Below are 18,388 nucleotides of genomic sequence, written 5' to 3'. Positions count from 1 at the left end.
ATTTAAAGAAAATAGGTAAACCTTATGAGTATTCATGCCGTTAATACTTTCAAGCATTTTATTCGCACTAAACCGAAAACATTCATTGTCTGGACCCTGTTTTCCATGGCTCTGGCTTTTTATAGTTTTTTAGTTTGGGAAGCCAGTTATAAAATGTTGCCCTATATCCATGATGAACAAGCGGTTCATGACACGGTAACACTCATTGAGGCCGAAGGGGATCTTAGCGTTCCGTATGCTCAGGTCGCAAAAGAAGCCGCGGATGTTTATCCCCTATGGAATAACCTGACCGCCATGGTCACCGGAACCTATTTTGGTTATGGCAGCAATGGTAATTCGACTCAGGTGCTGTATTACAACTCCATGAAGCCCATTGAGAAATCGGCTCTTAGTTACCATATGGTGCTGGGCGGGATTTGTCTTATTTTAGGGATATTGCAATTTACACCGAGTTTTCGAAAGAAATACAGAAAGGCGCACCGCATGGTTGGCGGTGTTTATATTCTTGGTGTCTTTACTATGACTTTCGCCGCGATATATCACATGCTTCATACGGGTATTGAGCACACCTATCAAGGATTTGCGTTCCACATCCAGCTTTGGGCTCTCGCGATCAGTACCATTATTTGCCAAATTCTCGCCATTCATCACATAAAGAAACGCAATATTGCCCTTCACCTTGGTTTTCAGTTATACACCTTTGTGGCCTTTCTCAATGCACCGATTCAACGCTATGACTGGGCTTTCTTAGGCAATATATACCCCAATTTGACACAAGGGGAAGTGAACAACATGGTAAACATGCTGACCTTCTGGCAATGCCTGATGATCGGCTGCATGATATTTGCTTGGAACCGTGCCTCTTCTCCTATGAAAACCAAACCGGTAGAAATCGCTCCTCAGCCAGTCGCTCTAAAAGTCTTCTTGTCTCTGGCAGGTGTGGTGGCCATTTGGACAGTTTTATCAACCTATTTAGGGACGGCTGGTCTTGGTAGCTGGACAGCCGTTCAAGCCATTGTGCCTGCGAGTACCTTAGCCGCTGACGCGATGCTTTATACCAACCACCCTCTATTGACCACTCTCTTTGCCATATTAATGGTCACCGCGATTGCGTCGGGGCTTTGGCTCATGTTACGCAATGAGGCGTCACGTTTGGCTCGTAATCTTTTTTACGTTTCCGCCATTTGGTGCGGTGTGCAACAAGTCATCTGGGGCTTCCAACTGGGCGAACCTTCCATGGCGGTCACCGCTGGTGGTGGCTTCTATATGGTATCTGGGGTGTCGCTGTTGGCATTTGCGGCGCTTGCACTGTACCAACAGGTTCGTGGCCACGAAAATAAATGGCACGAGAGCATGATTTTCGCGGTCAATTTTGCCTTTGCGCCCGCTTTGGTCATTTGGGGACATGCCCTTTGGTATTGGTTGGACGTGATTCCTGAATTCTACCTCAACCGAGGTCACGGCTATGTTCTAGCCGTTGGTATCGCTATTTTGATGCCATCATTTAACGGCTTTATTGAAATGATGACCAGTCGAGAAACGAAATCTCACGCCATTAGCTAAAGCCTTCTAAATCCATATGACTGGCCTGACGATATGGCCAGTCATTTATCTTCGGGAAACACAATCATGCCTCACTTACACTTCAAACACGGGTCTGCTAGCGCCCCAAAAGAACTGCCTCCTGCGACACAAACATTTGATGATAACTTGCGCAATACCAGTAGCAGGTATCCAGATAAAGCCGCTTTGATATTTTACGGTGCCGTCACAACCTATACAGAGCTTGATGCCAAGGTCACGGCGATTGCGGGTTATTTACAATCTATATGCGGTGTTAGTAAAGGCGATCGTGTTGGTGTTTATATGCAAAACTCACCACAATATGTGGCGGCATTTTATGGCATTATTAGAGCGGGCGGTGTCGTTGTCCCCATTAATGCCATGCATCAATCAGACGAGTTAAGCTACATCTGCCAAGACGCGAATATCAGAACACTCTTCTGTGCTCAGGATTTAGTCGATAACCTCTCTGTGTTACTCGCATCCGATACTCTCGATCATGTTATTGCCGCTCATTACGGTACCGAACTGCCACCGTCACCCAGTGTCGACCTTCCACCCATAGTAAACGCGCCGTTCAATGAAAACCTACCTAAGTCGATCATCGATTGGGACTATGTCATAAATGCCAATCAACCACTGGCTCCCATCAAACTGTCCGTAACCGATCCGCTGGCTATTCCTTATACATCAGGTTCAACAGGAAAAGGCAAAGGCTGCTTACATACTCATCTTTCTGCCCAACACGCACTCAGCTGTATTGTTAATTGGTTTTCTTATGACAGCAATGAAGTGCATTTAGGTGCCACTCCCATGTTTCATATTGTTGGGTTGCAAGGCATCATGAACGTCTCCATTGCAACAGGGGCGACGAACGTCATCATGTCTCGTTGGGATCGAACAGCCGCCGCCTATCTCATTGAAAAATACCAAGTGACGACTTGGTGTACCGTCCCCACGGCCGTTATCGATCTGCTCAATACTCCAGAACTGACAGCCGACCACCTGGCGAGTCTTTCCTGTATTTATGGTGGCGGCAGCGCCATGCCGAATGCCATTGCGGAACACTTAAATACACTGACAGGACTGACGTTTATCGAAGTGTATGGCATGACAGAAACCATGGGGCCAGTCACACATAACCCGCTCGACAACCCCAAAGCCGGTAGTGTTGGCATCCCCGTTATGAACACAGACGTTCTGTTATTCGATCCCGAGACCAAGCAACCAGTAGCCCAAGGAGAAGTCGGAGAAATCATCGTGCACGGCCCACAGTTGATGCAAAGCTACTGGCAAAACCCTAACGCGGATAACGACGCTTTTATCATGGTTGATAACCAAAAATACTTAAGAACCGGAGACCTCGCGTTGATGGACGAACAAGGCTATATCCGGATCGTAGACCGCTTGAAGAGAATGATCAATGCGTCTGGGTATAAGGTTTGGCCGGCTGAAGTGGAAGCCCATCTTTATCACCATCCTGCGATTGAAGAGGTTTGTGTGATTGGTTCAAAGGATGATTACAGAGGGGAAAATGTGAAAGCCATTGCCGTCCTAAAACCGAACTCGAAGCTAGACAGCAAAGCGCTTTCTACATGGGCGCAAGAGCACATGGCGGCGTACAAAATCCCACGCATTTTGGAAGTGGTCGATGCACTACCAAAATCGGCGGCAGGCAAGGTGCTTTGGCAAACCTTACAAGCCGATGAAAATGCGAAACACAACACGTTAAGTTAAGGCGACTCGGTCTAACAATCTGACATATCATTTCAAAAGGATGAGATGAAAAAAAGACCTGCGATAATGCAGGTCTTATTCAAAGGCTTGCTAAAGAACTTATACTATTTCAAACAAACCCGCAGCGCCCATACCGCCACCGATACACATAGAGACCACCACGTATTTCACACCTCGGCGTTTGCCTTCAATCAAGGCATGACCGACTAAACGGGAGCCGCTCATACCGTATGGGTGACCTAATGCGATAGCGCCACCGTTGACATTCAGTCGATCAATAGGAATCCCCAGTTTTTCCTGACAATAAAGCACTTGCACAGCAAACGCTTCATTGATCTCCCAAAGGCCAATATCGTCGACTTTCAAACCGGCTCTTTTCAGTAATTTAGGAATAGCAAAAACAGGGCCGATACCCATTTCATCCGGCTCACAACCCGCCACCGCAAAGCCACGAAAAATACCTAACGGGGTTATTCCTCTCTGCTCGGCATAGGTCGAACTGGTTACCACACAGGCGCTTGCACCATCTGAAAACTGACTTGCATTCGCGGCTGTCACCACCCCGTTTGGCATTACCGCGCGAAGGTTCGCGATACTTTCATAGTCTGTGCCCGGGCGTATTCCCTCATCAGCTGAGATAGTAACTGGGCGTTGTTCATACTCCCCCGTTGCCCGATCAAAAACGCCCATTACAGTATCAAAAGGCGCAATTTCATCGGCAAAGCGTCCCTGTGACTGAGCATCAGCCGCTCGGTTTTGACTGAGCACACCATATTGATCCTGCGCTTCTCTTGATATGCCATAGCGATGAGCGACTGTCTCGGCGGTTTGCAACATGCTCCAGTAGACTTCTGGTACTTGTTGCGCCAAGGAATGCTCCTTTAGCAAGGCTAGGTTCGCATCATTCTGAATGAGTGAAATGGATTCTACGCCGCCTGCGACGTACACATCGCCTTCACCCGCCATAATTCGTTGTGCTGAAAAAGCGATACTTTGTAAGCCCGTGGCACAAAAGCGATTAATAGAAACCCCAGAGGTGGTAACAGGACAACCCGCCTTAAGAGCAATCTGGCGGGCTATATTCATCCCCGCCGGTCCCTCAAGAAAAGTAGACCCCATCACCACATCTTCCACTTCTGCCAACTCAATGCCTGCACGTGCAACGGCGTTTGCTACAACATGACCACCCATAGCAACGGGATGAGTCATATTAAATCCACCTCGCCAAGATTTAGTGAGCGCCGTTCTTGCTGTTGAAATTATGACTGAATCTACCATTACAGACCTCCAACGTGATCAAAGTGATGTCCCTGCTGAGCAAGGTCTGAAATGAGTTTGGAAGGGCGCCAAAAATTGGCATCCCCGTTCGCTTCGTTAGCAAACAGCTCCAACTTTTGTTTAACAACCACCAAACCTTTTTGATTCGCGTAATGCATCGGGCCACCTCGTGATGCAGGAAAACCATAACCATGGGTATAAACAACGTCTATATCACTCGCCCTCAGGGCTATACCTTCCTCTAGAATTCTCGCGCCTTCATTCACCAGCGCATAAATACAACGCTCGATAATGTCGTCCTTACTAAACGGGCGAGCAACCACCCCATTCGATTCACGGACATCTTGAATCAATCGATCAATCTCATCATCAGGAATGCCGCCACGTTGACCCGGTACATATTGATACCACCCCTTACCGCTTTTTTGACCTAAGCGGCCAAGCTCACAAACTCGATCAGGAATAGACGAAAACTTCACTTCAGGCTTGTCAATGTAAGTTCGCTTTCTAATGGCCATACCAACATCATTCCCAGCCAGATCCATCATGCGGAATGGCCCCATTGCCATACCCCATTCTTCTAATGCTTGATCCACTTCCCAAGGACTCGCGCCTGACTCCACCATCAGACCAGCGATCCGCAGGTATTCATTGATCATACGGTTACCGATAAAGCCATCACAGACACCAGACACAACAGCGGTTTTCTTAATGCGTTTTGCTAACGTCATAGCGGCAGACAAGACGGCATCAGAGGTAAGATCCGCTCTGACGACTTCGAGTAATTTCATAACATTGGCAGGGCTAAAAAAATGCAGACCGACAACACGTTCAGGATGACGACAAAACTGCGCTATCTGATTAAGGTCTAAAGTGGAGGTATTGGATGCCAAAATAGCATTTTCTCTGACCGTCTCTGACAAGGTACGGAACACAGACTCTTTAATCGACATGTCTTCGAACACGGCTTCAATCGCCAAATCTACGTCACCCATATCGTCATAGGAGAGCGATGGCGTTAATAAATTCAAGCACTTTTTAGACTGCTCATCCGTCAATTTTGACTTAGCCACCAGCTTTTCATAATGACGGTGAATCGTATCAATACCACGTTGCAAAGCGTCCTGCTTTTGCTCCAACAGAACAACAGGGATGCCCGCGCTAAGGAAGTTAATCGCAATACCGGACCCCATGGTTCCAGCACCGACCACCCCTACTTTTTCTATGGCTGGTACGTTCGTCTTATCAACAGACAATCCCGGCACTTTCCAGCATTCACGCTCCGCTTTAAAACCGTAACGCAGCGCCTCAGATTCAGCGGATGACATCCGTTCCCAGAACAGATTTTTCTCCACCTGAAGCCCTTTTTTATAATCCCCCAAGGACGCTTCTATCGCGGTCACCGCAGCCGGTGAAGACGGCGAGCGTCGTACCTGTGGGCGAACTGTATTCGAAACCCATCTCAGGAAAAGATCAGAATTGACCTTATCAACCTTGAGGTCTTGAATTGGAACAATGGACTCACCCTCAGCGAGTTGGTTAGCAAAAGTAATGGCATCCGTTAACACATTATCAGAGAGTCTCGAAACCAATGGCGTTTCTTCTAATGATTTGACTGCACATGGACGACCACCAAGTATCATGGAAACAGCTTTACTCAAGCCAATGGCTCTGGGCAACAACTGAGTCCCACCAGCACCAGGAATCAGCCCCAAATGAATTTCAGGAAACGAAATAACCGCATCCGCTCGAAACACTCGAGCATGACAAGCAAGAGCAAGCTCTAACCCTCCTCCCATGCATTGTTTACCCACGGCAGCCACAACAGGTTTAGGGGAGTTTTGCAGCAGTTCGACCAGCATAGGTAAATTAGGATCACGCCCGGCCTCGCCAGAAAAAAACTCATCTATATCGGCACCACACGAAAACATCTCTTCCGTTCCATACAGAACAATAGCGTCGATGGCGTCAGAAGCATTTGCTTCTTCCAACTTGCTGACAAGGTCTAAACGTAGTTGCAGATTAATACTGTTTAACGGTGGATTGGACAGGTGGATGACGCCTACCCTGCCATTGAGGGAAATATCTTTCAAAGGAGTTACCTCTAATCTAGTTATTATTTTTAAAACGATGCTAAGAAAAGAATTAGCTTGCTGATAAACCGCTATCGATAGAGCCAATAAGTTAAATGATCAACAATTGAACGACTAAACTATATTCACCCATATATGTTGCAGTCGCAACATATATTTAAATATTTATTAAAGGAAAATCTCGGATAGCAACGAAAAGAATATACACAGAAGCTTTATAAGGGTTTTCGAACTTAAATAACTGGGCTTCCCGAGCTTGATAGACAAACAATGCCCTCTTATATTTTTGCACTTGTAGATACCTAAAAAGAAACCCCTAAGTTGCACAAAATAAAAAAAGAAACTAATATGTTTCTATTTACTAAAATAGCAACATATTAGTTTCTTATGATAAATCTACTAAAGCAAATCAAACATCGTCGTTTAGCACTGAAACTCAAGCAAAATGACATGCCAATGCGGATTGGTGTATCTAGGCAGCAATACCAACGACTTGAATCAAAAGGCAACCCAAGACTCGATACGCTTGAACTGATTGCCAAGGGTCTAAATAGCGACGTCATGCTGATTCCAAAAGAAAAGCTGAATGCTGTTTTAGCAGTTCTTGAAAGTAATGATAAAAACACATCTTTACCGCACAAACGGCCTGATCATGCTGATGAACAAAAAAAACTATCGGATGATCCATGGAAAGGACTACTAGAAGACAAGGATGGAGACGAAGATGACAACGGAAATTAATGTTCTTAAGTTGACGTTACATGGCCATCTAGTGGGGTATTTGGCAGGGGCAAAAAATGGACGTAATGTTCTACATTTTGCTGAGAGCTATCAATCTAATATAGCGCGCCCCTCTTTTAGCTTAACCACACATTCAAGTTTTCCTCGTGCTGATAAAATGTTGTCCGAACCATGGGCCACACACCAACGCCTGCACCCTATTTTGTCCAATCTATTGCCTGAAGGTTCATTGCGAGAACTGATCGCTCAAGGGCTCAAAACCCATGTAGATAATGAGTTCCATATTTTGTCTTATCTCGGTATGGATCTACCGGGCGCATTAGTCGCTGAACCGATGGACCCTGAAGATGTGCCTCTACATTTATTCTCATCTCATGGCCAAGTAAAAGCGGTTAAATTCAACAAACTCAGTCAAGAAAACAAGTTTTCCTTGGCTGGTGTTCAAATGAAGTTTTCCATGAAGGAAAAAGACGGACGATACAACTTGTCGCAAGACAATGTACTTGGCGATTGGATTGTGAAAACACCTTCCACTAAACACAAAGAAGTCCCCGCCAACGAGTTCACAGCCATGACTCTCGCGTCCCTCATTGGCGTAGAGATTCCTGAAATAAAATTGGTCGAGATAGACCAGTTAGACAACCTTCCTCAAATCAATCTTCCTGATGAAAAATTGGCCTTCGCTATAAAGCGATTTGATCGACATGACGACCAACGTATTCACATGGAAGACTTTGCTCAAGTTCTGGTGAAGTACCCACATGAAAAATACAATTCAGGCAACTACGAGCAAATAGCAAAAATCCTCTATCAGTTTTCCGGTGATGGTTTAAGTGATGTCCAACAACTTGCCCGTCGTTTACTCGCCAACATCCTATTAGCAAACGGCGACGCACACTTAAAAAACTGGAGCTTACTGTATGCTGATCAAGTCACACCCAGACTTTCGTCTGCTTACGACATACTCACCACTAGCGTTTATATTGAAAACCAACAACATTTCGCCCTTAACCTTGCAAAGACAAAGGCTTGGTACGGTGTCTCCTATAAACACTTTGAACATTGGGCGATAAAATCAGATATCCCATGGCGAGCGATCAAGCCGCATTTAGAGGATGCCATGGAAAAAGCCAGAAGCCTTTGGCCTGAGGCTTTGAACAAACTACCTATGAATGAAGAACACAAACAAAAGCTAAGAGCGCATTGGCAGAGACTTCATGAAGATTTTCGTATTTAATATTCGCCTAGGAAATATGCGATTAAAAAAGAAATAAAATTAAACAATGGCGCGACAAAAGCGGCGCATACGATCACCTACAACCAAACGAACGCCCATCATTCCACGACATTCGTGCGCTAGGCATCATGCTCTATTTTAAAGCCGGTTACCCGAAAGAATACATCATGGCACTGGCTGGCCATGCCACCGAAGACATGACCAACCACTACATAGACGGCCACGAAAAAAAGAAGCACTACAAGTCGTTGCAGGGCGAGACATTACTAAAATAGACATAACAAACATCAACTGGAAAGACCAGCAAATACCGCGAGAACTCGCCAAACTAATCGACGAAGAAGAGAGCTAACCACTCTCTTTTTTTATGCCTGAACGAAAATTCCAGCGATACCACCAAACAATCAAGCACAAAAAACACACCAAAAAACGGAAACGTTTGGAAAATTTAAGGAAAATATACGGAAAAAGAATACAAAAAAAGGGCCTACAAATGAATGTAAGCCCTTGATTTTATTACTAAATTAGGTGGTAGGACTAAGCAGATTCGAACTGCTGACCTCTACCATGTCAAGGTAGCGCTCTAACCAACTGAGCTATAGTCCTAAAAAAGTGTTGGCTATTATACGCAGCACTTTGCGTTTGACAAGCTTTCTTACGTACTTTTTTAGTCTTTTCGTGAATTGCTTTTAGTCTTCAAGAGGAACCAGCAATTCGTGACCGATAACTTCATCAATCAAGTGATACGGCACCTTGTATTTCTTGTCTCGAAATTTCACTAAGGCAAAGTCGTAACACATTTCAATGACGGTGCAGTTAACGATCACACCATTATCAATCACTCGCACTATGTTGTAATTTCTCAAGGTAATGGCCATCTACTCGCCTCTGATTGTAACTGCTTTACTATTCGCCAACGTCTTTCAGTTTTTTCTGTAAGACTCGAATCTGATCACGATAGCCCGCGGCCAATTCAAACTTCAATTCTTCTGACGCCTGCATCATTTCTTTTTGCAGTTGGATCATGGCTTTTCGCACTTGTGCCACGTCATCCATGCTTTCCACTTGATACTCTTTCGCGGTTTCCGCGACTTTCTTGGTCTTATTGCCACGCTTCCCGGCCCCTGGGTTATAAGCGCCTTCTAAGATGTCTTCCACCGATTTGTTAATCCCTGTCGGTATAATGCCGTGCTTCTCATTGTGTGCCTGCTGTTTCTCTCGACGGCGCTCGGTTTCACTGATGGCACGCTCCATAGAACCTGTGATTCGATCCGCGTATAAGATGGCTTTACCGTTTACATTACGTGCAGCACGACCAATGGTCTGGATCAAAGAACGCTCGGAACGTAAGAAACCTTCTTTATCCGCATCTAAAATGGCCACTAAACTCACTTCAGGAATATCCAGACCTTCTCGCAGTAAGTTTATGCCCACCAGCACATCAAACTCACCCAGACGTAAATCTCGAATGATCTCAACTCGTTCCACTGTATCAATGTCAGAATGTAGATAACGGACCCGAACCCCGTGATCATTTAGGTAATCGGTTAGATCCTCTGCCATGCGTTTGGTTAATGTCGTGACCAATACTCGTTCGCCAATCACTGTGCGCTTATTAATTTCTGACAATAAGTCATCCACTTGCGTGGCAACAGGCCGAACTTCCAACTCTGGATCAATCAAGCCTGTCGGACGTACAATTTGCTCGACTACCCAATCCTGATGCTCTTCTTCGTACTTGCCGGGTGTCGCGGACACAAAGATGGTTTGCGGCTTGATTTGCTCCCATTCCTCAAAGCGCATCGGTCGATTGTCTAATGCTGATGGCAAACGGAAACCGTACTCCACCAGGTTTTCTTTGCGAGATCGATCGCCTTTGTACATGGCACCAATTTGCGACACGGTCACGTGGGACTCATCCACCACTAATAAGGCATTTGCTGGCAAATAATCAAACAAGGTCGGTGGTGGCGAGCCTTCTTCTCGACCCGACAAATAACGCGAATAGTTTTCGATACCAGAGCAATACCCCAACTCTTGCATCATTTCCAAATCGTAACGAGTACGTTGTTCTAGACGTTGCAACTCGACCAACTTATTAAGAGATTTAAGCTGTTCAAGACGCTGATCCAGTTCCACCTTGATTCGATCGATTGCACCTTCAATGGTCTCTCTCGGCGTTACATAGTGAGTTTTAGGATAAATCGTCACGCGAGGCACTTTGCGCAACGTTTTATTAGTCAAAGGATCAATAAAGGACAAATTCTCTACTTCATCATCAAACAGTTCAATGCGGATGGCGGTGTCCTCGGAGTCCGCAGGAAAGACTTCAATGACATCCCCGCGCACACGGAAGTTACCACGTTCCAATACTAGGTCATTACGACTGTATTGCAGCTCCGCCAAACGACGCAGTACCGCACGCTGATCAATTCGATCACCACGATCCAGATGCAACATCATTTTTAAATAGGATTGGGGGTCACCCAAACCATAAATCGCCGATACGGTCGCGACGATAATAACGTCTTCCCTTTCCAATAACGCCTTAGTGGCAGACAGACGCATTTGTTCGATATGCTCGTTGACTGAGGCGTCTTTCTCGATAAAAGTATCAGACGCTGCCACATAGGCTTCTGGCTGATAGTAATCATAATAAGAAACAAAATACTCGACGGCGTTGTGAGGAAAAAACTCCTTAAACTCTCCATACAATTGTGCCGCTAAGGTTTTATTGTGCGCCATAATGATGGTCGGGCGCTTCACCTGAGAGATGACATTCGCCACGGTATAAGTTTTACCGGAACCGGTGACCCCTAATAAAGTCTGGTGAGCCAAGCCCGCTTCAACCCCTTGCACCAATTTCTCAATGGCTTTTGGCTGATCACCAGCGGGTGAATAAGATGAGACAACTTGAAACTCTTGCGACACGACTTTGTTCCTAAGCTTAAAAATCAATTCGATAGATTAGCAAAAAATCCCTTCCTCGTCTGGTCTTTCCTCTAACTGGCTTTGATTGATTAAGATCAAACTCCATGTTTTTTTCACAAACCTTCATTATATTAGACTTTACTAATCTAATAGCCAGATATAACATAATGAAATATACTTATAACCTAACGAGGTTTATGATGATGAATACCAAAACGCAATCCGACATTCAAATAGAAGCCTTCTTTGATGAAGCAACCTTCACCGTCTCTTATGTGGTCACGGACTTAGCAACCAAGCGATGTGCTATCATTGACTCTGTATTGGACTATGATCATGCGGCCGGCACCACAGACACTCAGTCTGCCGACGCCATCATTGACTACATCAATCACCACCAACTTCAACTAGATTGGTTGCTCGAAACCCACGTTCACGCCGATCACCTTTCTGCCGCGCCCTACCTGCAAAACACCTTGGGTGGCAAAATTGTCATTGGTGATCAAATTACTCAAGTGCAAGCCACCTTCTCAAAAATCTTAAATGTCGAAGCCGAGTTTCGCCGTGATGGCTCTCAATTCGACTTATTGGTGAATGAGCAAAATACATTGCCTCTCGGGGAAAACAGCATCCGCATTTTGCATACCCCGGGGCACACCCCTGCTTGTTTGACCTATCTCATCGCAGACGCAGCCTTTGTTGGTGACACCTTGTTTATGCCGGACTTTGGAACAGCACGCTGTGATTTCCCGGGGGGTAATGCCAACACCTTATACCGCTCCATCCAAAAGATTTTTGCACTTCCAGATGAAACTCGCCTTTTCATGTGTCACGACTATAAAGCACCAAACCGAGACGTGTATGCATGGGAAACCACAGTAGGTGAGCAAAAAAATCACAATCAGCACATTCATTCTGGTATTTCTGAAGAGGCTTTTTGTGCAATGCGCAACACCAAAGATGCCACCCTCAACATGCCAAGACTGATTTGGCCAAGTGTACAAATCAACATGCGCGCGGGACATTTGCCACCAGAAGAAGAGAACGGTGTGCGCTACATTAAAACCCCCATCAACCTTTAATAAGGAACAGGATGAAAACATTGGATCGCGGCTTACCTGCCATGGCATGGTTAAGACAGTATTCTCGTAAAGACCTTGCTACAGACGGCATGGCCAGTTTCATTGCGACCATCCTGCTGATTCCACAAAGTATGGGCTATGCCATGCTGGCCGGACTTCCTGCTTATTTGGGCCTATATGCCAGCATCTTACCATCCATTATTTATTCGTTACTGGGCACCAGCCGTAGTCTAGCGGTGGGGCCTGTGGCCATCACATCCATGATGACGGCCACCATTATGTTACCGTTGGCGGTACCCGGTAGCGATGCCTACATTAGCTTGGCCATTTTGTTGGCGTTTGTGTCTGGGGTATTTCTAGTACTGATGAGCCTATTAAAAATGGGCTTTTTAACCAACTTATTAAGTCACCCTGTTATATCCGGTTTTATCAGCGCCTCAGCCATCTTGATTGCAGTGGGTCAACTCAAACATCTGTTAGGCATTCAAGCCCATGGAAATAATCTGATTGAACTCACCCAAGACATGTTAAGTCACACTGATGACATCAATTTGCCAACATTCATCATCAGCAGTTTGGTGATTGGGTTATTAGTCTTTTTTAAAAAATATTTAAGTAACATCTTAAAAGCATTGGGGCTCTCGCCCAACATAGCGAATCTACTAAGCAAAGCCGGCCCAGTCTTGGTGGTGGTGCTTGCCACGGTTTGTGTGGCTTTACTGTCGCTGGACCAACAAGGCGTTAAAATCGTTGGTCATATTCAATTAGCCTGGCCCTCAATTGACTTAACCAGTCTAGAAGCAGACACATTATGGGCGTTACTGCCCGGCGCATTTTTAATCAGTGTGGTGGGATTTGTCGGCTCGGTTTCAGTGGCACAATCCTTTGCCGCCAAACGTAAAGAGGACATTCAGCCTAACCAAGAGTTACTTGGCTTAGGCGCAGCGAACATTGCCTCAGCCTTAAGCGGAGCTTTTCCTGTGACTGGCGGTTTTTCTCGTACCGTGGTCAACACCAGTGCTGGTGCAAAAACCCCTATGGCAGGCATTCTGACCGCGTTATTCATGCTGCTTGTGCTGTTCTTTTTAACGCCGCTTTTTTACTATCTACCCAATGCGGTTTTGGCCGCCTGCATTATTGTGGCGATTTTACAACTGGTCGATATAAAAGACTTTATCCGTATTTACCACTTTTCAAAACAAGAAGCCTTGGCCTTAGCGGCGACCTTTCTAGTGGTATTATTTATTGGTATGGAAACCGGCATCATCGTCGGCATTAGTTTGTCGCTATTGTTTTTCCTGTGGCACACCAGTCACCCTCACATTGCCGTGGTTGGTCGTGTTCCAGGCACCGAGCATTTTCGCAATGTACAACGCTATCAGGTCGAAACGACTCCTGACATTGTCACCATCAGGATCGACGAGAACCTTTTCTTTGCCAATGCGAGAGTATTAGAAGACTATGTGTTAAGCCTGATTGCTCAACAAAAAGACGTGAAACACATTGTGCTGATGTGCAGTGCGGTAAACATGATTGATGCCAGTGCGTTAGACAGCTTAGAAACCATTTCCGATCGTCTTAACTCAGCTGGAGTCACACTGCATTTCTCGGAAATCAAAGGGCCAGTGATGGACAAACTCCGCCAATCAACCTTAATAACAAACTTAACAGGACAGATTTTTTTAACGCAACATCAGGCCATACAAGCATTAAGTCATCCTATCGAAGCACAACATCAGGGTGAGTAAGAACACTCACCCTGATGGACATGCTATTGCATCTCTTCTATCGCTTCAGATACTTGGATAAGTGCTCTATTACGCTGCAATAAAGCCTGACCAATGCCTTTTACTTCAACCAATTGATCAACAGACGTAAAGGGCCCATTGGCTTCACGGTATGCCACTATGGCTTCGGCCTTTTTCTGACCGACTCCCGACATAATGGCCGCAAACTGATCTGCGGTACCAATATTAATATCCAAAGGCGAAGCCGCCATAAGCAGAGTCGAAAAACACAAAGAAAGGGTGACTACACAATGAGCAATACTCGAACCGAGTTTTTTTAGTAGGGTTTTCATATAAAGATCCTTTTTAAATTAACACTGGCATCATGCCAATAAAAAACCGCTCCTGATTAGATTTTAATCAGCGAACGGTTTTAGAGTAAAAGCTTTTTAATCGAACTTCAAGATGCGCGGAACGGTCGTTTAAAGCCCTAAACTCTGATTCACTTCCGTTAATACCGCCATCGGATCCGTAGCTTGCGTGATCGGACGCCCAACGACAAGGTAATGACTACCCGCCACCATGGCCTCAGCTGGCGTCATAATGCGTTTCTGATCTCCTTGATCAGAGCCTGCTGGACGAATACCAGGAGTAACCAAAACAAAATCTTTACCCAATTCAGAAGACAACATTTGTGACTCTTGCGCTGAGCAAACCACACCGTCCATTCCAGACGATTTGGCTAATGCCGCCAAGCGTTTCACATGTTGTTCTGGCGTCAGATCAATACCAATTTCACTTAGATCAAACTGATCCATGCTGGTTAATACTGTCACCGCAATCAACAAGGTGTTTTGATCAGGCAGCTGCTGTAAAGCATTGGCAGACGCCTCCATCATTCGACGTCCACCGGATGCGTGCACATTCACCATCCACACCCCAGACTTGGCCGCCACACTCACCGCATTGGCGACGGTATTTGGAATGTCGTGAAATTTTAAATCGAGAAAAATCTCAAAATTTAATTTATGCAACTCTTCTAAAATGGCTGGGCCAGACGTAGTGAATAACTCTTTACCGACTTTAACTCGACATTGGCTCGGGTCAAGTCGCTTTGCCATCTCGATAGATTGCGCCATAGTTGGAAAATCTAGGGCAACTACGATAGGGGATTGGCAGCTCATTTAGTGTCCTCTTATGCAGTGACAAGCTAAGGTGCTTGTCGTGTCTTTCTATTAACTTAGTGGATTAAAAAGCGACGCTATTCGCCTTCTAAACCATGAATGGGTTTCACAACACCCCAGGTTTTGCAGCTCGGGCACTGCCAATGCAGTTGATGACCAGAAAAGCCACACTGGCGACATTGATACTTATGCTTGGCCTGAACTAACTGATCAATCAACTCGTAAAGAACCGATAAATGCTGTTGGTTATACCCTTGAGAGTCGGCTATCTGTAAATTGATCAGCTCTTTAAAGCCTTTGATCGTAGGGTGTTTTCTTAACTGTTCGACCAGAAACATTTCCGCGTATTCACGGTCATTTTCCATATAATGTTCGACCAACGCCATGATCAAGGTAGTGGAAGGCTTCTTCTCATTCTGCTCTTGTAAAAATTTGATGTACCCACCACTGCCCCAGATTTTCTGATAGCATTCTTTTAATTGCGGAATGATCACAGACACAAAATCACTGTCCTGTTCTGCAGCGTGCTTAAGCTCTTTAATGGCATCTCGATAGCGGTTTTGTTTTTTCAATACATCCGCTGCCCCAATGCTGGCACGAACACAACTCGGGTCAACTTCTAGGGCCTGTTTGTACTGCTGGTAAGCAGGCTTCCATTGCTCTTTCTTTTGCAGCTCTTGCGCCATTTCACAATGAAAATGTCCTAAACGTTTTATCTCTTTTTTGGTAGCGGTCTCTTTGACCAACTCAGAGCCAATTTGAATGGCTTTATCCCAACTTTGCTCAAACTCATACAAATCCACTAACAAGGTCAATATTTTCGGTTGGAATTCACTTTTTCTCGCCGTAGAAGCCATATTGAGTAGCAAACGTCCGGCTCGGTCTAATAACCCCGCCGACATAAAATCACTGGCAAGTTCAAGTTGCACCATGCGCATTTCTCGTTGAGAAATTTCAGGACGAGCCAATAGATTCTGGTGAATATTAATGGCTTTTTGGATCTCGCCTTTCTTACGGAACAAGTTGCCAAGGGTTAAATGAATATCAAAGGTTTCTGAATTGACTTCCAAAGAATCAACAAAAGCGTCAATGGCTTCACTGTGCTGATCATTTAATAAATGATTTAAGCCGCGAAAGTAGTCATTAGGAATGGATTTTTTAAGCGGATTGCTTTTTTTAGTCGGCGTTTTACGCCCCATTGTCCAACCGACAAAGAGTGCGATAAATAATACTAGGAACAAGCCGACTTCGGTCAACGCCGCTACTCCTTCCCTACCGACAACTCTTTCGTGATGGATGCTTTTCTAAGGGCATCCACTTCATCACGCGCCTTCTCAAATTTGCGGCTTAACACTCGAATTTGGCGTTCGCTACGTAGGTAAGCAACCGAACTGACCAACAAGGCAATACATGCTCCCACCGTAAACGCCAGAATGATGTAGAGCGCCACACTGAGCTCAGGACCTTGCCAGAAGACCAAATCAAGATGGATAAGTTGTGGATTGCGGATAGCAAAAAATATTCCCACCGCAAGAAAGAACAGCACAAGAACCGTATAGATAACTCTTTTCAGCCATTTAAGCATAAAACAACCTATCGAGAATAGAATGGCGATATTATGCCGTGATAGCTGAAAAATTTCGAGGTATTAGATGTAAATTAGTTGAGTTCGTTCGCCGTTGACTCTGACGATTCATTGACTAACTCACGCAATTCCTTGCCAGGCTTGAAATGAGGGACATACTTGGCGCTTAATTCAACCGATTCACCTGTTTTAGGGTTACGACCGATTCTCGGTGCTCGATAATGCAATGAAAAACTACCGAAACCACGAATCTCAATACGCTCACCATTCGCTAAAGAATCAGACATATGCTCCAACATAGCTTTGATGGCCTGTTCAACCTCTTTAACAGGCAAATGAGATTGCTGATCGATAAGCAGTTCTATCAGCTCAGATTTTGTCATTACCGTCCTCGCGTCTAATATTTGACCAGTATTATGTAAGACTAGCTAAATCTGGAAAGAAAGCAATAAGTTATGGCTTATTACGCAAATTTTTACCCATTTTATTCAATCCTTAAGGCGAATAATAGTTTTTCACTTGGCTCTACAACTAGCATCTGAACAAGCTAGCTTTTATAATAGCGCCCATATTCAACCAGATCGGAAGAAAAATAATGAGCTACAGTAATATTCCAGCGGGTAAAGACGCACCAAACGACATCAATGTCATTATCGAAATTCCAGCGCAAGCAAATCCAGTTAAATACGAAGTCGACAAGGACATGGATGCGCTTATCGTAGACCGTTTTATGACGGCACCTATGTTCTACCCTGCCAACTATGGCTATGTTAACCACACGTTAGCCGACGACGGTGACCCAGTTGATGTATTGGTGATCACACCTTACCCAGTGATAGCAGGTTCTGTTATTCGTTGCCGTCCAGTGGGTGTATTGAACATGTCTGACGAAGCCGGTATGGATGCAAAACTGGTTGCTGTACCACATGAAAAACTCAGCAAAGAATACGGCCACATTCAAGATGTGAACGACATTCCACAATTGCTTCGTGACCAAATCGAACACTTCTTCGAGAACTACAAAAAGCTGGAAGAAGGTAAGTGGGTAAAAGTGGAAGGTTGGGCAAGCGCAGAAGAAGCTCGCAAAGCCATCGTTGAAGGCGTAGAAGCTTACAACGCACAGTAATACAAAGTTTCGCTGGTCGCTCGTTTCTCTTTTATACAAGCGTATCACCAGTAACAGACAATAAAAAACCGATCCATTTGTGATCGGTTTTTTATTGTCTATGA

At 45.1% G+C, this 18,388-nt stretch carries 17 protein-coding genes and 1 tRNA gene; 8 read left to right on the top strand and 10 right to left on the bottom strand.

The features are described 5' to 3' along the window. Positions 1 to 24 precede the first annotated feature (24 nt). Positions 25 to 1,563 carry a DUF2306 domain-containing protein gene (locus tag OA79_RS07775; RefSeq protein WP_063332660.1) on the top strand — a complete coding sequence of 513 codons (1,539 nt, stop codon included), beginning with the start codon at positions 25 to 27 and terminating at the stop codon, positions 1,561 to 1,563. Positions 1,564 to 1,629: 66 nt separating this feature from the next. Continuing rightward, a complete protein-coding gene (locus tag OA79_RS07770; RefSeq protein WP_063332780.1) occupies positions 1,630 to 3,300 on the top strand; it encodes an AMP-binding protein in 1,671 nt (556 codons plus the stop codon). Positions 3,301 to 3,399: 99 nt separating this feature from the next. Here OA79_RS07770 and OA79_RS07765 read toward each other — a convergent pair whose 3' ends face one another. Continuing rightward, positions 3,400 to 4,578 carry an acetyl-CoA C-acyltransferase gene (locus tag OA79_RS07765; protein ID WP_063332659.1) on the bottom strand — a complete coding sequence of 393 codons (1,179 nt, stop codon included), beginning with the start codon at positions 4,576 to 4,578 and terminating at the stop codon, positions 3,400 to 3,402. Next, the gene (locus OA79_RS07760; protein WP_197465371.1) at positions 4,578 to 6,671 is read right to left on the bottom strand and encodes a 3-hydroxyacyl-CoA dehydrogenase NAD-binding domain-containing protein; all 2,094 of its coding nucleotides are present in this window, start codon (positions 6,669 to 6,671) and stop codon (positions 4,578 to 4,580) included. The genes OA79_RS07765 and OA79_RS07760 overlap by 1 nt, the downstream gene beginning before the upstream one ends. Positions 6,672 to 7,058: 387 nt before the next feature. Between OA79_RS07760 and OA79_RS07755 the strand changes: the two genes are divergently transcribed. The 3 genes from OA79_RS07755 to OA79_RS18345 all read left to right on the top strand — a co-directional run bounded on the left by OA79_RS07755 (position 7,059) and on the right by OA79_RS18345 (position 8,924). Continuing rightward, positions 7,059 to 7,412: a helix-turn-helix transcriptional regulator gene (locus tag OA79_RS07755; RefSeq protein WP_063332658.1), complete on the top strand. Its 354-nt coding sequence runs from the start codon at positions 7,059 to 7,061 to the stop codon at positions 7,410 to 7,412. After that, the gene (locus OA79_RS07750; RefSeq protein WP_063332657.1) at positions 7,396 to 8,649 is read left to right on the top strand and encodes a type II toxin-antitoxin system HipA family toxin; all 1,254 of its coding nucleotides are present in this window, start codon (positions 7,396 to 7,398) and stop codon (positions 8,647 to 8,649) included. Before OA79_RS07755 ends, OA79_RS07750 begins: the two co-directional genes overlap by 17 nt. A 128-nt stretch (positions 8,650 to 8,777) precedes the next feature. After that, entirely contained in the window at positions 8,778 to 8,924 is a 147-nt protein-coding gene (locus tag OA79_RS18345; protein ID WP_197465369.1) for a hypothetical protein, read from the top strand. A gap of 254 nt (positions 8,925 to 9,178) precedes the next feature. Here OA79_RS18345 and OA79_RS07745 read toward each other — a convergent pair. The 3 genes from OA79_RS07745 to uvrB form a co-directional block, all read right to left on the bottom strand. Continuing rightward, positions 9,179 to 9,255 (bottom strand) — tRNA-Val (locus OA79_RS07745). Positions 9,256 to 9,338: 83 nt separating this feature from the next. Further along, the gene (locus OA79_RS07740) at positions 9,339 to 9,527 is read right to left on the bottom strand and encodes a hypothetical protein (protein ID WP_063332656.1); all 189 of its coding nucleotides are present in this window, start codon (positions 9,525 to 9,527) and stop codon (positions 9,339 to 9,341) included. A 28-nt stretch (positions 9,528 to 9,555) separates the two neighbouring features. Further along, on the bottom strand, positions 9,556 to 11,580 hold the full coding sequence (gene uvrB / locus OA79_RS07735) for an excinuclease ABC subunit UvrB (protein WP_156486232.1): 2,025 nt from the start codon (positions 11,578 to 11,580) through the stop codon (positions 9,556 to 9,558). A gap of 200 nt (positions 11,581 to 11,780) precedes the next feature. On the opposite strand from uvrB, the gene OA79_RS07730 reads away from it, so the two are divergent. Then, positions 11,781 to 12,662, top strand: coding sequence for an MBL fold metallo-hydrolase (locus OA79_RS07730; protein ID WP_082825414.1), 882 nt, complete (start codon positions 11,781 to 11,783; stop codon positions 12,660 to 12,662). 11 nt (positions 12,663 to 12,673) lie between these two features. Beyond that, positions 12,674 to 14,410, top strand: coding sequence for a SulP family inorganic anion transporter (locus OA79_RS07725; RefSeq protein WP_063332654.1), 1,737 nt, complete (start codon positions 12,674 to 12,676; stop codon positions 14,408 to 14,410). A 23-nt stretch (positions 14,411 to 14,433) separates the two neighbouring features. Here the strand turns inward: OA79_RS07725 and OA79_RS07720 are convergent, their stop codons facing one another. The 5 genes from OA79_RS07720 to ihfB all read right to left on the bottom strand — a co-directional run bounded on the left by OA79_RS07720 (position 14,434) and on the right by ihfB (position 17,541). Beyond that, on the bottom strand, positions 14,434 to 14,742 hold the full coding sequence (locus OA79_RS07720) for a ComEA family DNA-binding protein (protein WP_063332653.1): 309 nt from the start codon (positions 14,740 to 14,742) through the stop codon (positions 14,434 to 14,436). Between the two features lie 129 nt (positions 14,743 to 14,871). Beyond that, positions 14,872 to 15,573: an orotidine-5'-phosphate decarboxylase gene (pyrF, locus tag OA79_RS07715; RefSeq protein WP_063332652.1), complete on the bottom strand. Its 702-nt coding sequence runs from the start codon at positions 15,571 to 15,573 to the stop codon at positions 14,872 to 14,874. Between the two features lie 77 nt (positions 15,574 to 15,650). Then, entirely contained in the window at positions 15,651 to 16,829 is a 1,179-nt protein-coding gene (lapB, locus tag OA79_RS07710; RefSeq protein WP_063332651.1) for a lipopolysaccharide assembly protein LapB, read from the bottom strand. A gap of 5 nt (positions 16,830 to 16,834) precedes the next feature. Beyond that, positions 16,835 to 17,158: a LapA family protein gene (locus OA79_RS07705; RefSeq protein ID WP_063332650.1), complete on the bottom strand. Its 324-nt coding sequence runs from the start codon at positions 17,156 to 17,158 to the stop codon at positions 16,835 to 16,837. Between the two features lie 74 nt (positions 17,159 to 17,232). After that, a complete protein-coding gene (gene ihfB / locus OA79_RS07700; protein ID WP_013797052.1) occupies positions 17,233 to 17,541 on the bottom strand; it encodes an integration host factor subunit beta in 309 nt (102 codons plus the stop codon). Between the two features lie 212 nt (positions 17,542 to 17,753). Between ihfB and ppa the strand changes: the two genes are divergently transcribed. Continuing rightward, the gene (gene ppa / locus OA79_RS07695; protein WP_063332649.1) at positions 17,754 to 18,284 is read left to right on the top strand and encodes an inorganic diphosphatase; all 531 of its coding nucleotides are present in this window, start codon (positions 17,754 to 17,756) and stop codon (positions 18,282 to 18,284) included. The last annotated feature ends 104 nt before the right edge of the window (positions 18,285 to 18,388 follow it).

This window comes from Marinomonas sp. TW1 (assembly GCF_001625355.1).
Classification (GTDB): domain Bacteria; phylum Pseudomonadota; class Gammaproteobacteria; order Pseudomonadales; family Marinomonadaceae; genus Marinomonas.
Note: the sequence above shows the minus strand (reverse complement) of the source record. Positions and strands in the feature narration are given on the sequence as shown.